At 72.0% G+C, this 14,414-nt stretch carries 12 protein-coding genes; 4 read left to right on the top strand and 8 right to left on the bottom strand.

Annotated features, from left to right (window positions below):
• Both IE096_RS22580 and IE096_RS22575 read right to left on the bottom strand, forming a co-directional pair.
• Positions 1–1,128 (bottom strand): P1 family peptidase, encoded by a 1,128-nt coding sequence (locus tag IE096_RS22580; protein WP_189454580.1) that lies wholly within the window; start codon positions 1,126–1,128, stop codon positions 1–3.
• Between the two features lie 38 nt (positions 1,129–1,166).
• Entirely contained in the window at positions 1,167–2,393 is a 1,227-nt protein-coding gene (locus IE096_RS22575) for a low temperature requirement protein A (protein WP_189454578.1), read from the bottom strand.
• 167 nt (positions 2,394–2,560) lie between these two features.
• On the opposite strand from IE096_RS22575, the gene IE096_RS22570 reads away from it, so the two are divergent.
• A complete protein-coding gene (locus IE096_RS22570) occupies positions 2,561–2,752 on the top strand; it encodes a hypothetical protein (RefSeq protein ID WP_189454576.1) in 192 nt (63 codons plus the stop codon).
• 85 nt (positions 2,753–2,837) lie between these two features.
• Here the strand turns inward: IE096_RS22570 and mscL are convergent, their stop codons facing one another.
• The 5 genes from mscL to IE096_RS22545 all read right to left on the bottom strand — a co-directional run bounded on the left by mscL (position 2,838) and on the right by IE096_RS22545 (position 8,168).
• Positions 2,838–3,326: a large conductance mechanosensitive channel protein MscL gene (gene mscL / locus IE096_RS22565; protein WP_268248338.1), complete on the bottom strand. Its 489-nt coding sequence runs from the start codon at positions 3,324–3,326 to the stop codon at positions 2,838–2,840.
• A gap of 408 nt (positions 3,327–3,734) precedes the next feature.
• Positions 3,735–4,640: an S-methyl-5'-thioadenosine phosphorylase gene (locus tag IE096_RS22560; protein ID WP_189454572.1), complete on the bottom strand. Its 906-nt coding sequence runs from the start codon at positions 4,638–4,640 to the stop codon at positions 3,735–3,737.
• 105 nt (positions 4,641–4,745) lie between these two features.
• Positions 4,746–5,048: an FmdB family zinc ribbon protein gene (locus IE096_RS22555; protein WP_189454570.1), complete on the bottom strand. Its 303-nt coding sequence runs from the start codon at positions 5,046–5,048 to the stop codon at positions 4,746–4,748.
• A 66-nt stretch (positions 5,049–5,114) separates the two neighbouring features.
• The gene (locus tag IE096_RS22550) at positions 5,115–6,395 is read right to left on the bottom strand and encodes an MFS transporter (RefSeq protein WP_189454568.1); all 1,281 of its coding nucleotides are present in this window, start codon (positions 6,393–6,395) and stop codon (positions 5,115–5,117) included.
• Between the two features lie 261 nt (positions 6,396–6,656).
• Positions 6,657–8,168 (bottom strand): potassium/proton antiporter, encoded by a 1,512-nt coding sequence (locus IE096_RS22545; RefSeq protein ID WP_229820514.1) that lies wholly within the window; start codon positions 8,166–8,168, stop codon positions 6,657–6,659.
• A 339-nt stretch (positions 8,169–8,507) separates the two neighbouring features.
• Between IE096_RS22545 and IE096_RS22540 the strand changes: the two genes are divergently transcribed.
• Positions 8,508–11,456: a penicillin acylase family protein gene (locus IE096_RS22540; protein WP_189454566.1), complete on the top strand. Its 2,949-nt coding sequence runs from the start codon at positions 8,508–8,510 to the stop codon at positions 11,454–11,456.
• Between the two features lie 9 nt (positions 11,457–11,465).
• Here IE096_RS22540 and IE096_RS22535 read toward each other — a convergent pair whose 3' ends face one another.
• Positions 11,466–12,068 carry a 5-formyltetrahydrofolate cyclo-ligase gene (locus IE096_RS22535; protein ID WP_189454564.1) on the bottom strand — a complete coding sequence of 201 codons (603 nt, stop codon included), beginning with the start codon at positions 12,066–12,068 and terminating at the stop codon, positions 11,466–11,468.
• Between the two features lie 80 nt (positions 12,069–12,148).
• On the opposite strand from IE096_RS22535, the gene galU reads away from it, so the two are divergent.
• Together galU and glp are read left to right on the top strand one after the other, a co-directional pair.
• On the top strand, positions 12,149–13,051 hold the full coding sequence (galU, locus tag IE096_RS22530) for a UTP--glucose-1-phosphate uridylyltransferase GalU (RefSeq protein ID WP_189454562.1): 903 nt from the start codon (positions 12,149–12,151) through the stop codon (positions 13,049–13,051).
• Positions 13,032–14,378 carry a molybdotransferase-like divisome protein Glp gene (gene glp / locus IE096_RS22525; protein ID WP_189454560.1) on the top strand — a complete coding sequence of 449 codons (1,347 nt, stop codon included), beginning with the start codon at positions 13,032–13,034 and terminating at the stop codon, positions 14,376–14,378. Before galU ends, glp begins: the two co-directional genes overlap by 20 nt.
• Positions 14,379–14,414: the final 36 nt, after the last annotated feature.

Genomic DNA, 14,414 nt, shown 5'->3' with positions numbered 1-14,414 from the left:
TCAGGCGTCCGTGGAGCCCGGGCCGTACAGGTCGCGGTAGGCGGGGAAGACGCCGCCCGGCCCGTCGACGCCCTCCGCCGCGAGGACGCCCTTGACCACGGCGCGGGTCAGAACGTCCGCACCGGCGGCGAGGATCTCGTTGAGCGCCCCCGCCGAGAAGTCCGCGCTGCCGGGCAGGTGCTCCTCCACCGGCAGCGGGCGGGCGCCCGTGGCCAGGGCGAAGACCGTGTCGCCGTCGGTCAGCAGATGGACCGGCCGGACCGCGCGGGCCAGGCCGTCGTGGGCGGTGCCCGCGAGCTTCTGGGCCTGGGCGCGGGTCAGGACGGCGTCGGTGGCGACGACGGCGATGGTGGTGTTGAGCGGGGGACGCACGGAACCCGCCCAGCGCCGGGCCGACTCCTCCCGCGCCGCCGCGAGGGCCTCCTGGGCCGCCCGGTGGCGCTCGGGGGAGGGGTAGGTGACGGGTCGGCCCTCGTACAGCCGCCCGTAGAGCACGCCCGTCGCCGGGTCGGCCACGGAACCCGCCGCGTTGACAGCGGCGATCGCGGCGACCGTCACCCCGGAGGGGAGGACCGCGCTGGCGGTGCCGATGCCGCCCTTGAGCCCGCCCGCCACCGCGCCCGTGCCCGCGCCGACCGTGCCCAGGGCGACGGGCGCCCCCGGTGCCGTACGGGCCGCCGCCTCGGCTGCCTCCCGGCCCAGCGCGGCGTCCGGACGGGCCCGCCAGTCGCCGCCCCGGCCGAGGTCGAACAGGGCGGCCGCCGGGACCACCGGGACGACCTGCGCCGGATCCGGCCCCACCCGGAAGCCCCGGCCCGCGTCCTCCAGATACGCCATGACACCGGACGCCGCGTCCAGGCCGAAGGCGCTGCCGCCGGTCAGGACGACGGCCTCGACGCGCTGGACGAGATTGCGGGGGTCCAGGGCGTCGGTCTCCCGGGTGCCCGGCCCGCCGCCGCGGACGTCCACGGCGGCGACGGCGCCACCGAGGCCGGGCGCGGTGAGGACGACCGTGGTGCCGGTGAGGGCGCCGTCACCCTTGCGATGGGCGTGACCCACGTGGAGGCCGTGGACATCGGTGAGGGCGTCCTGGGGGCCGGGCGTGGACGTGCGGCGAGCGTCAGTCATACGGCATCCGTATCACGGGCCGTCAGAATATGGAGGAGTCAGCTGTGTTGAGGTGACGGCTCGGGTTCCGGCGGGTTGCGCGTGAAGAGCGTCACCCCTGCGGCCACCGTCGCCACCCCGACCAGGCCCGCCAGCAGCACCGCCGCCCCGCCCGCGAACGTGCAGGCGAGAACGCCCAGCGCCGACACCGGCAGGACCAGCTGCTGAGCCGTGCCGCGCTTGTAGTGGCGGGAGTGGATGAGCCAGACGCAGAACATGAACAGGGCGGCGGGAACGGTGACACAGGCCGACGCCGCGAACGTGGAGATGTGCGCCTTGCCCACCGACTCCTCCACCGCCACCTCGATGCCCGCGCCGATGGCCGCAGCCGAGCCGAGGACCAGATAGTGGCCGTAGCCCCAGAGGAACGCCTGACGGTTGGACGCCAGGTGGAGGTGGATGGGCACGGCGAAGTAGATCCAGTAGGCCGCGAAGATCAGTAGCAGGCCGCCGCTCGCGATCGGCAGCAGTTCCCCCACCGCCTCGTGCTCGTCCAGCGCGGACTGGACGGCGACCGTGGCGGCCGACACGGTCTCGCCCAGCACGATGATCGTGAACAGGCCGTAGCGTTCGGCGATGTGGTGCGGGTGCCAGGCGGTCTGGTAGGACGCCTCGGCGACGGCCGGAACGGCCATCTCGACGATCGCCATCACCAGGAACACCCAGGGCTTGGCCCGGTCCGGCAGCAGGAGCAGGCCGAGCCAGCCGACCTGGCACAGGCAGACGCCGACGGCGTACTTCAGCGCCGTGCGCCGCTCGGCCCCGGTGGCGCCGTGTGCGGCCCGCAGCCACTGCGAGACGAGCGCGAGCCGCATCACGGCGTAGCCGAGCCAGACGGCCGTGTAGTTCGCCTCGTCGAAGGCGCGCGGGATGCCCGCCGCCAGGATCAGCACGCCCGCGATCTGGACGAGCGTGACGACGCGGTACACGACGTCGTCCGTGTCGTACGCGGAGGAGAACCAACTGAAGTTGACCCAGGCCCACCACACTGCGAAGAAAAGCATCAAATAACCCGGAATGCCGTGTCCGGGATGCCCTTCGGCGAGCGCGTGGACCAGCTGTCTGCCGGCCTGGGCGACCGCGACGACGAAGCACAGGTCGAAGAAGAGCTCGAGGGGCGTCGCGGCCCGGTGCTCCTCGTCCCGCCCGCGCGCGGTCATCCGGCGCAGGACGCCGGAGTGGCGGGCGGGAGGCGGCGGCTCCCCGTGCGGCTCCTCGTCGCTCATGGGGCGATTGTCACCGCCGTACGGGCCTGCCGCGCGCCGAACGTCATGTGCCGAGTGCCGAGCTGCCGAGTGCCGGGGTGCCGAGTGCCGAGCTGCCGGGTGCCGGGGTAGCCGGCGGTCTCGCCGGCTCGCGGCCTTCCGGCCGGGGGCGCCCGTACCCTGGACGCATGAGCACCGCCCCTGAGCCCGCGCCCCGCCGGGACCCCGCGTCCCCGGCCGCCGCGCTGATCTTCGACGACCCGCTGGACCGGCAGTCCTCCGACGACACCGACCGCGGCTGGGGCGACCGCCCGGCCACCGGCGGCAGCGCCGCCGACCTGGCCCGCTTCCTGGACGAGAAGCCGCCCCACCACTGCTGAGGCTGCCTGCCGGGCTGTTGTTCGGCAGCTGGTGGGGGGGAGGGGGCCCTCCCTCCCCCCCACCCTCCCCTCCCCCTTTGTGCTTCTAGCGTTGGGCCGGGACCGAGTCCGTGCCCGGGCCTCGGCGCTGTTCGATCAAGGTGTCGCGGATCTGGGCCAGCAGCTCGATCTCGGTGGGCTCGTCCGGCTTGGTCTCCGCCGGTGTTCTGGCGGCCTGGCGGTCCTGCCAGCGCTTCATGGGCAGCAGCATCAGGAAGTAGACCACCGCCGCCGTGATCAGGAACGTCAGCGTGGCGCTGAGTACCGAGCCCCACTGGATGTAGACGCCCTTGGTGACCTCGCCCGCGGCGTTACGGGTGCAGGGGCCCTTGATGCAGGACGCGTAGCGTTCGAGGTCCTTGGTGCCGAAGGCACCCACGACGGGGTTGATGACGCCCTTCACCACAGAGTTCACGATGTTGGTGAACGCCGCTCCGATGACGACGGCGACCGCGAGGTCGATCACGTTGCCCCGCATCAGGAAGGCCTTGAAACCCCCGAGGACTCCTGTTTTCTTATCGCTCCCGGAGCTCACCGAACAACCTCTCTCTGTACGTACCTATGCCGGAATGGCCGATTCCATAACATACGAGAGAGTCTGGCTGGTCTGTCCAATCCGCAAACCCGCGCCCGGGCGCGTCGGCGCCGCCCGCGCCGCCCCACGCGCACCGGCGCGAACATCGGCACCCGGCGCCCCGGAGGGGTCCAGGGCGCGGGGAACGAGCGGGAAACGGAGGCCAAGGAGCGGGGAGCGGGTGCTGCGGGCGCTGTGGACATGGAACACCACCTGACGGGCCGGGGGGAGGAGGAGAGGGAGCGTCTGCTGACGTTCCCTACGATCCCCGTTCCGCGCCGGTCCCGCTGAGGGCTGTGGACTACTCGCCGGTTGTGGACAACTTCGTCACCCTCGGGAGCCCCCGCCCCCGCCCGCGCCCCCGTCCCCTTACGGCAGCTCGATCCCCAGATCCCATCCGTCGTGCGCCCGCGTGCACAGGCAGTCCCGGTCCGCCGTCTTCGGCAGCGCGCCCACCGCGTCGAACAGCACCTCGCGCAGCCGGTCCACGTTCTCGCCGAAGACCCGCAGCACCTCCTCGTGGGAGACGCCCTCACCGGCCTCCGCGCCCGCGTCCAGGTCCGTGACCAGCGCCATCGACGTGTAGCAGAGCCCCAGCTCACGGGCGAGGACCGCCTCCGGGTGACCGGTCATGCCGACCACCGACCAGCCCTGCGCCGCGTGCCAGCGCGATTCGGCCCGGGTGGAGAAGCGCGGCCCCTCGATCACGACCATCGTCCCGCCGTCCACCGGCTCCCAGCCGCGCCCGCGCGCCGCCCCGAGGGCCACCGAGCGCCCGGCGGGGCAGTAGGGGTCGGCGAAGGTCATGTGGACCACGTTGGGCACCGAGCCGTCGGACAGCGGCTCCCCGTCGAAGAACGTCTGGGCGCGGGACTTCGTACGGTCCACGAGCTGGTCCGGCACGAGCAGGGTGCCCGGTCCGTAGTCCGGCCGCAGGCCGCCCGTCGCGCACGGGCCCAGGACCTGCCGGACGCCCACCGAGCGCAGGGCCCAGAGGTTGGCCCGGTAGTTGATGCGGTGCGGGGGAGTGCGGTGTTCGCGGCCGTGACGGGGCAGGAAGGCCACCTTCCGGCCCGCGAGCTCGCCCAGGAACAGCGAGTCGCTCGGCGCCCCGTAGGGCGTCTCCACCGTGATCTCGGTCACGTCGTCGAGGAAGGAGTAGAACCCCGAGCCCCCGATGACCCCTATCTCCGCCGTGTTCGGCGCCGCACTCGTCGCCGTGTTCGTCGTTCCCGCAGTGTTCGCGGTCGTCGCTGCGCTGCTGGTCTCGGCCATGCGCTCACCCTAACCGCCCCGTCCCCGCACGCCACGGAGCCCGCCGTCCCCGGGAGAGGGGGCGACGGGCTCCGTGGAGAAGCTGGGTACAGGCAGGCGCGCGCGTCAGGCGGCCGAGCTGCTGCTGGTCGTGGTCGACGAGCTCGCCGTCGTGGAGGACGACGAGGACGAAGAGGACGAGGAAGAGGAAGAAGACGTCGACTTCGACGCCGGGGTGCTGCTGGACGACGCGCCACGGCTGTCGTTCCGGTAGAAGCCCGAGCCCTTGAAGACGATGCCGACCGCCGAGAACACCTTCTTGAGGCGTCCGTCGCACTGGGGGCACACGGTCAGGGCGTCATCCGTGAACTTCTGCACCGCCTCGAGGCCCTCGCCGCACTCGGTGCACTGGTACTGGTAAGTCGGCACTTGTTCCTCCTGGCACTCTCACTCAATGAGTGCTAACGACGCTCAATAGTGCAGTATTCCGGCCCGTCAGTCCACCGAAACGGGCTCACGGTGACCGACCCCACGTGCCGCGACGACCGACTCGCCCTTCGGCGTCAGCGCCTTGCGCAGCCCCAGCAGGACCACCAGCGCCAGCGCCGTGCCGCCCAGCGGCACCAGGAAGCCGGTGCTCGCGCCGTGGGCGTCGATCAGCCGGCCGCCCACGGTGGCGCCGGCCGCCTGGCCCAGGCCGACCGCGCCGGTCAGCCAGGTGAAGGCCTCCGTCCGGGCGCTCGCCGGGACGAGCTTCTCGACCAGCGTGTAGCCGGTGATCAGCGAGGGCGCGATGCACAGGCCCACGAGCAGGCCCGCGGCGCCCAGCAGCGGCAGCGCGTGCGCGGCCCACAGCGGGGTGGTGGCCAGGACCAGCAGCGGGTAAGCGGTCAGCAGCCGGCGCTGGGCGCTGGACTTCCAGGCGATGGCGCCGCAGACGATGCCCGCGATCATGTTTCCGGCCGCGAACGTGCCGTACATCAGACCGTTGAGGCCGGGCTCGCCGAGCTCCTTGGTGAAGGCGGTCATCGAGACCTGCATGCCGCCGAAGACCGTGCCGATCCCGAGCATGGTGATCGCCAGCACCCGGACACCCGGTACGGAGAGCGCGGAGACGCTCTTGGTGCCGCCGTCGGCGGCCGCGCGGCCCGCCGGGACGGGCTGCGTACGCCGCTGGGAGGCGAAGACCAGGCCGCCGATCAGCGTCAGGGCCGCCTCGGCGATCAGGCCGGCCGCCGGGTGGACGCCGGTGCACAGCGCGGTGGCCAGCACCGGGCCGATCACGAACGTGAACTCGTCGGTGACCGACTCGAAGGCCGCGGCCGTCGGCATCAGCGGCGAGCCGTCCAGCTTGGCCGCCCAGCGGGCCCGGACCATCGGGCCGATCTGCGGGGTCGACGCGCCCGCCGGCACGGCCGCCGCGAGCAGCGCCCACAGGGGCGCGTGCGAGAGCGCGAGCGCCGTCAGCAGGGAGATCGCGGCGGCGTGGACGACGACGCCGGGAATGAGCACGGCGGCCTGTCCGAAGCGGTCCGCGAGCTTGCCGCTCAGCGGGGCGAACAGGGCCATGGCCACGCCCGCCGTCGCCGAGACGGTGCCCGCGGTGCCGTAGGAGCCGGTGGTGTCGTTGACCAGCAGCAGGATGCCGATCGTCAGCATCGCGAACGGCTGGCGCGCCAGGAACCCGGGGAGCAGGAACGACAGCGCGCCGCGCGTGCGCAGCAGGCTGCCGTACCCGGCGCGGGCCCCGTCGGTGTCATTGACCGTGGCTGCCACGGTCCGGCCTTTCCGCCGCCTGGTAGCACGCTCCGGACGAACGGGAAAAACGTCGCACGGAGCGCGCCGAGAGCTGTCCTCTCGCGCAGGACCGTGGTAGATACCGATCCGGCCGCCTCATGCGGCCACGGCCGCCGTGCGGTCGCGCCAGCTCTGCGTCAGGCAGAGTTGGTTCGATGTTTTCGGGTCTGCACGCGTGACGTGTGAGGCCCCTCAGGGACTCCCGGGGACTCCCGGTACGCACGCGAATAGTCGAATATCTTACTTAACCAACCTCTTCTTCACCAGACCCTTCTTTGCTCGCCGCTTTGCCCCCGCACTTTCCGGGGGTTCGGGGGCCGCGCCCAGCCAGCCGGCCAGCTTGCCGCCCTCGCCGACCGCGCGCAGTCGTCGCTCGGTCGCGTCGCGCACCGGGTCGGTGGCCACCACCAGCAGCTCGTCGCCGTGGCGCAGGACGGTCGCGGGGCCCGGCACGAAGCTCGCGCCGTCGCGGACGACCAGGGTGACGGCGGCCCCGGCGGGCAGCCGCAGCTCGCTCACCTCCACGCCATGCATCCGCGAACCGTCGGGGACGGAGACCGACAGCAGATGCCCGCGCAGCCGCTCCAGGGGCGCCGACTCGATGCCCAGGTCCCGGGCCTCGTCGCCGTCGCCCAGCTTCAGGTGCCGGGCCAGCCAGGGCAGGGTCGGGCCCTGTACCAGCGTGTAGACGATCACCAGCACGAAGACGATGTTGAAGATCCGGCGGCTGTCGGGGACCCCGGCGACCATGGGGATGGTCGCCAGCACGATGGGCACCGCGCCGCGCAGCCCCGCCCAGGACAGCAGCGCCTTCTCCTGCCAGGGCGTCCCGAAGGGCGCCGTGCTCAGGAACACGGACAGCGGGCGGGCCACCATCGTGAGCACCAGGCCCACCACCAGCGCGGGCACGATGTCGTCGCCCAGCTCGTGGGGGGTGACCAGCAGGCCCAGCAGGACGAACATGCCGATCTGGGCGATCCAGCCCAGCCCCTCGGCGAAGCCGCGGGTGGCCGGCGAGTGCGGCAGCTTGGCGTTGCCGAGGATCAGGGCGGCGAGATAGACGGCCAGGAAGCCCGAGCCGTGGGCGAGCGCGCCGGCCGCGTAGGCGGTGACGGCGATGGCCATGACGGCGATCGGGTAGAGGCCGGAGGCGGGTAGGGCCACGTGTCGCAGGCCGTAGGCGCCCGCCATGCCTATCAGCAGGCCGGCGGCGGCGCCGATGACCAGCTCCAGGGCGATCTTGCCCAGCAGCAGGTACCAGTGGTCGACCGGTCCGGCGGCCGAGAAGGCCACGACGAGGATGACGACGGGGGCGTCGTTGAAGCCGGACTCGGCCTCCAGGACACCCGTGAGCCGGCCGGGCAGCGGAACGTTCCGCAGGACGGAGAAGACGGCGGCCGCGTCCGTGGAGGACACCACGGCGCCGATGATCAGTGCCTGGCGCCATTCGACGCCGGCCAGGTAGTGGGCGGCGGCGGCCGTCACACCGACGCTCACCGCGACACCGAAGGTGGAGAGCACGGCCGCGGCGGGCAGCGCCGGCTTGATCTCGTGCCACTTCGTGCCGAGACCGCCCTCGGCGAGGATCACGACCAGCGCGGCGTAGCCGATGACCTGGGTGAGGCCGACGTCGTTGAAGGAGACGCCGATGCCGTCCTGGCCGATGGCGACGCCCATGCCGAGGTAGAGGAGCAGGCTGGGCAGCCCGCTGCGCGAGGAGATCCGGACCGCCGCCACCGCGACGAGCAGCACGAGCGAGCAGATCAGCAGGAGTTCGTTGAGGTGGTGGACAGTCAGGGGCCGGTCCCTTCACGAGGTGTTCCACGGGCGTCGTCATACGGCGTCGGGATGTTCACGATGCGAGCCGAAACGTTCCTCCTGTCCTGGGAGCCGCGAGGGCGGGGGCAATGGGGGATGCGTCCAGAGGAAGTTAATTTCCTCATCTAATATTTTACGGGTTCTTAACGCCTCTTCGGCACGGCCGCGCCTGGCCGGATGCCGTCGGCACGGCACCGCGTCCGGGTCTCCCGCGCCCTGCGCCTATGGTTGCTTCCAGCATTCCCAGGACCATCTGCCCCTCTAAGGACAGCGATGCCCGCCAACAAGAACGGCCCCGGCAAAAAGAAGAAGGGGCGACGCGCCCGCCTGCTCGTGATCACCACCGTGCTGCTGCTCGTGGCGGGCGTCGCCTTCGGCGCGTACTGGAGCGTCAGCACCGTTCGCGCCTCCTTCCCCGAGACCGACGGAACCCTTCAGCTCAAGGGCCTGTCCGGTCAGGTGAAGGTCGTCCGCGACGACCACGGCATTCCCCAGGTCTACGCCGATACGGCCGAGGACCTCTTCCGCGCCCAGGGCTTCGTCCAGGCGCAGGACCGCTTCTGGGAGATGGACGTCCGCCGTCATCTGACGGCCGGACGGCTCTCCGAGATGTTCGGATCCGGCCAGGTGGAGACCGACGCCTTCCTGCGCACCATGGGCTGGCGCAAGGTCGCGCAGCAGGAGTACGACACCAAGCTGTCGGCGACCACCAAGAAGTGGCTCCAGGCCTACTCCGACGGAGTCAACGCCTATCTGAAGGACCACAAGGGCAAGTCGCTGTCCGTCGAGTACGCCGCCCTCGAGTTCCGACACGACTACAAGCCCGAGCCCTGGACCCCGGTCGACTCCGTCGCCTGGCTCAAGGCGATGGCCTGGGACCTGCGCGGCAACATGAAGGACGAGATCGACCGCTCCCTGGCGTCCTCGAGGCTGACCCCCCAGCAGATCGACGAGCTGTACCCGGCGTACCCGTACGACCGGAACAAGCCGATCGTCGAGGGCGGCGCGGTCGACGGCACCAAGACCTTCGACCCCAAGGGCGCCGCCACCGGTGGCACCCAGGCCGCCGGCGCGCAGAACCCGGCGACCGCCGGGGGCGCGGGCGCGGCGAACGGCCTGCGCGGCAGTCTGGCCTCGCTGTCGAGCTCCCTGGAGAAGATCCCGGCCCTGCTCGGCCCCAGCGGCAACGGCATCGGCTCCAACTCGTGGGTGGTCTCCGGCCTGTACACGACGACCGGAAAGCCGCTGCTGGCCAACGACCCGCACCTCGCGCCGCAGATGCCCTCCCTCTGGTACCAGATGGGCCTCCACTGCAACACCACCGGCGAGCAGTGCCCGTTCGACGTGGCCGGCTACACCTTCGCGGGCATGCCCGGCGTGGTCATCGGCCACAACAAGGACATCGCCTGGGGCATGACCAACCTCGGCGCCGACGTCTCCGACCTCTACCTGGAGAAGGTCACCGCCGACAGCTACCTCTACGACGGCAAGCAGAAGCCCTTCGTCACCCGCAAGGAGACCATCAAGGTCGCGGGCGAGAAGAGCCGTGAGATCACCGTCCGCGAGACCAACAACGGACCGATCGTCTCCGACCGCAACGACGAGCTCGTCAAGGTCGGCGAGAAGGCGCCCGTGCAGGACCCGGCGCCGGACCGCGCCGAGGGCTACGCCGTCGCGCTGCGCTGGACCGCGCTGGACCCGGGCAAGACGATGGACGCCCTGTTCGCGCTGGACCAGGCGGGCGACTGGGCCGCCTTCCGCAAGGCCGCGGCCGACTTCGACGTCCCCTCGCAGAACCTGATCTACGCCGACACCAAGGGCAACATCGGCTACCAGGCCCCGGGCCGCATCCCGGTCCGCGGCAAGGCGGGCGTCGACGCGGCCAAGGGCGGCGAGACGGGCCAGACCGGCACCACCGGCCGGAACGGCACGGGCGGCGCCAACGGCACCCCCGCGCAGGGCGGCGCCACCGGTGAGCCGAAGACCGACGTCAACGGCGACGGCAAGGTCGACGCCAAGGACGGCGCCAAGCCCGGCGCGCAGCCCGCCACGCCCGACGGCCGGCTGCCCGCCCCCGGCTGGGACCCGGCCTACCAGTGGACCGACTACGTGCCGCAGTCCGCGCTGCCGTACGACTACAACCCCAAGCGCGGCTACATCGTCACCGCCAACCAGGCCGTCGCCGACAAGAGCTACCCGTACCTCCTGACGCAGGACTGGGGCTACGGCGCCCGCAGCCAGCGGATAAACGACATGATCCAGTCGAAGATCAAGGACGGCGGGAAGATCTCGACGGAGGACATGCAGAAGATGCAGATGGACAACAGCAGCGAGATCGGCAAGCTGCTGACGCCCTACCTGCTCAAGATCGACGTCAAGGGCGCCAACGAGCGCGAGACGAAGTACGTCCGCGAGGCGCAGAAGCTGCTGAAGGACTGGGACTACACCCAGGAGCCCGACTCGGCGGCCGCCGCCTACTTCAACGCGGTGTGGCGCAACACCCTCAAGCTCGCCTTCGGCAACAAGCTCCCCAAGGAGCTGCGGGTCAAGGGCCAGTGCCTGCGGGTGCGCCCGGCGAACGACTCCGGCCCGCAGGAGGACCTGGACGGCAACACCCGCCTCGTCCTCGAGTGCGGCGAGCGCGACCCCGACAACGCGCAGCCCGACGGTGGCGACCGCTGGTTCGAGGTCGTCCGCAACATCCTCGACAAGCCCGACAACGCCTGGTGGAAGACCAACGGCACGCGGGCGAACCCGGGTGCCGCCAACCGTGACCAGCTGCTGGCCAAGGCCATGATCGACGCCCGCTGGGAGCTGACGTCCAAGCTCGGCAAGGACGTCACCCAGTGGAGCTGGGGCCGGCTGCACCAGCTGAACCTGAAGAACCAGACCCTCGGCAAGGAGGGCCCCGGCATCGTCCGGTGGATGCTCAACCGGGGCCCCTGGAACCTCGCGGGCGGCGAGGCGGCGGTCAACGCCGCCGGCTGGAACGCGGCGGGCGGCTACGGGGTCGTCTGGGTACCGTCCATGCGGATGGTCGTCAACCTCGCCGACCTCGACAAGTCCCGCTGGATCAACCTCACCGGCGCCTCCGGCCACGCCTACAACGCCCACTACTACGACCAGACGGACAAGTGGGCCAAGGGCGAGCTCCTGCCGTGGGCTTTCGGCAAGGAAGCCGTCGAGAAGAGCAAGGACGCGGTGCTGACGCTCAAGCCGTAGCGCTCGGCGCTAGCCGAAGCGGCGGACCCCGGCAGGGGTGATCACCGCGTGCACGGGGTGGTCGTGCGGTTCCTCCGGGACCCGCGCGACCACCTCGTTGTCGTAGAGGAGCACGATCCGCGCGGGATCGGCCCCCGCGCGGTCCAGCCGGGCCAGCACCCGGTCGTACGAGCCGCCGCCCCGCCCCAGCCGCAGCCCGCGCCCGTCCACGGCGAGCCCGGGCAGCAGCACGGCGTCGGCGCCGGTGACGGCCTCGGGGCCGAGCCGCTCCCCGTCGGGCTCCAGCAGGCCCCGCCCCGCCCGGACGAGGTGCTCCGGGCCCCGGTAGAGCCCCCAGTCGAGATCGTTGTCCGGCAGCAGCACCGGCAGCAGCACCCGCGTCCCGCGGTCACGCAGCGTGTCCAGCAGCGCGCGGGTGCCCGGCTCCGTGCCGACGGACACGTACGCCGCCACCGTCCGCGCCCGCGCCAGCTCCGGCAGCTCCAGGGCGCGCCGGCCCAGCCCGGCCTCGTGCGCGCGGACGTCGTCCCTGGTCAGCCCGGCTCTCGCCGCCAGGAGGGCGCGCCGCAACGCCGCCTTGTCGGGCTGGGGGACCTCTGCTGACGCACACATGGTTTCGGCATTCTCCTGTCTGGGGTCATACTCGGCGGAGTCACATCTTCCGCTCAGTCCCAACGGTTAGTGTTCGGCCCATGACTCAATCGCGCCCTCGGATCAGCAAGGCTGTCATCCCTGCCGCCGGGCTCGGAACCCGTTTTCTCCCGGCCACCAAGGCCACCCCCAAGGAGATGCTGCCGGTCGTCGACAAGCCGGCGATCCAGTACGTGGTGGAGGAAGCGGTTCACGCGGGTTTGTCGGACGTCCTGATGATCACAGGCCGTAACAAGCGGCCCCTCGAGGACCACTTCGACCGCAATTACGAGCTCGAGGAGGCCCTGCGGCGCAAGGGCGACGCCTCCCGCCTCGCGAAGGTCCAGGAGTCCAGCGATCTCGCCACCATGCACTACGTGCGCCAGGGCGACCCCCGGGGCCTGGGCCACGCCGTGCTGTGCGCCGCCCCGCACGTGGGCGACGAGCCCTTCGCCGTACTGCTCGGCGACGACCTGATCGACGCGCGCGACCCGCTGCTCTCGCGCATGGTCGACATCCAGCGCCGGCACGGCGGCAGTGTGATCGCGCTGATGGAGGTCGACCCCGCGCAGATCGGGATGTACGGCTGCGCGGCCGTCAAGCCCACCGACGTCGAGGACGTCGTCGAGGTCACCGGCCTGATCGAGAAGCCCGCCCTCGCCGAGGCGCCCAGCAACTACGCGGTGATCGGCCGCTACGTCCTCGACCCCGCCGTCTTCGACGTGCTGCGCGAGACCGAGCCCGGCCGCGGCGGCGAGATCCAGCTCACCGACGCCCTCCAGGCCCTGGCCGCCGAGCCCGGCCTCGGCGGGCCCGTGCACGGCGTCGTCTTCAAGGGCCGCCGCTACGACACCGGCGACCGAGGTGACTATCTGCGTGCCATTGTCAGACTGGCATGCGAACGCGAGGATCTGGGACCGGACTTCCGGGCCTGGCTCCGGAGTTATGTCACCGAGGAGATGTAGCGACTTGAGCAGCGAGACGGACGGGTCGGCCGCCGGAGGGGACCGCATCTGGTCCGTGGACGAGCACCTCGACGACATCCTCGGGAAGATCCGCCCGTTGGAGCCCATCGAGCTGCAACTCCTGGACGCGCAGGGCTGTGTGCTGGTGGAGGACGTCGTCGTGCCCGCCGCCCTGCCCCCCTTCGACAACAGTTCCATGGACGGCTACGCCGTCCGGACCGCCGACGTGGCGGGCGCGAGCGAGGAGTTCCCCGCCGTGCTCACCGTCGTCGGCGACATCGCGGCGGGCAGCGCCGAGCTGCCCCCCGTGGGTCCCGGCGAGGCCGTGCGGATCATGACGGGCGCCCCGCTGCCGCCCGGCGCCGAGGCCGTCGTCCCCGTCGAGTGGACCGACGGCGAGAGCGGCGAGGGCCCGGCCACGACGATGGCCCCCGCCGGGCAGGACGCCCCCGAGGACGGCGACGGCTTCGGCGAGGTCCGCGTCCACCGCCCCGTCGCCGCCCGCGCCCACATCCGCGACCGCGGCAGCGACGTCGCCGCCGGGGAGATCGCCGCCCGGGCCGGTACCGTCCTCGGACCCGCCCAGCTCGGGCTGCTGGCGGCCATCGGCCGCGCCACCGTGACCGTCCGGCCCCGCCCCCGCGTCGTCGTGCTCTCCACCGGCAGCGAGCTCGTGCCGCCCGGCGAGCCCCTGGGCGAGGGCCGCATCCACGACTCCAACAGCTTCATGCTCACCGCCTGCGCCCGGGACGCCGGCGCCCTCGCCTACCGCGTCGGCGCCGTCGACGACGACCCCGTGGTCTTCCGCGCCACCCTGGAGGACCAGCTCGTGCGCGCCGACGCCGTCGTCACCAGCGGCGGCGTCAGCGTCGGCGCGTACGACGTGGTCAAGGAGGCCCTGACCGGGCTGACCGGCACGGAGGGGAAGGTCTCCTTCCGGCGGCTGGCCATGCAGCCCGGCAAGCCCCAGGGCTTCGGCCGCGTCGGCCCCGACCGCGTCCCCCTCTTCGCGCTGCCGGGCAACCCCGTCAGCTCGTACGTCTCCTTCGAGCTCTTCGTCCGGCCCGCGCTGCGCGCCCTGATGGGGCTCCCGCCCGCCGACCGCGAGACGGTACGGGCGGTGTGCGCGGACGGGGTGAAATCCTCCCCGGCGGGGAAGCGGCAGTTCCTGCGCGGCCGGTACGCGGACGGCGAGGTCACACCGGTCGGCGGGGCCGGCTCCCACCTGGTCAAGGCCCTCGCCGACGCCAACGCCCTGATCGTCGTCCCCGAGGACACCACGTCCGTGGACCCGGGCGCCGAGGTGGAGGTCGTCCTTCTCGACTGATCGGCGGCCTCGCCGGGTACGGTGGCTGCCCACAGG

Origin of the sequence: Streptomyces abikoensis, assembly GCF_014648775.1 — a bacterium.
In the GTDB taxonomy this organism is placed as follows: Bacteria; Actinomycetota; Actinomycetes; order Streptomycetales; family Streptomycetaceae; genus Streptomyces; species Streptomyces abikoensis.
This window is presented reverse-complemented; position numbering and strand designations above follow the sequence as displayed.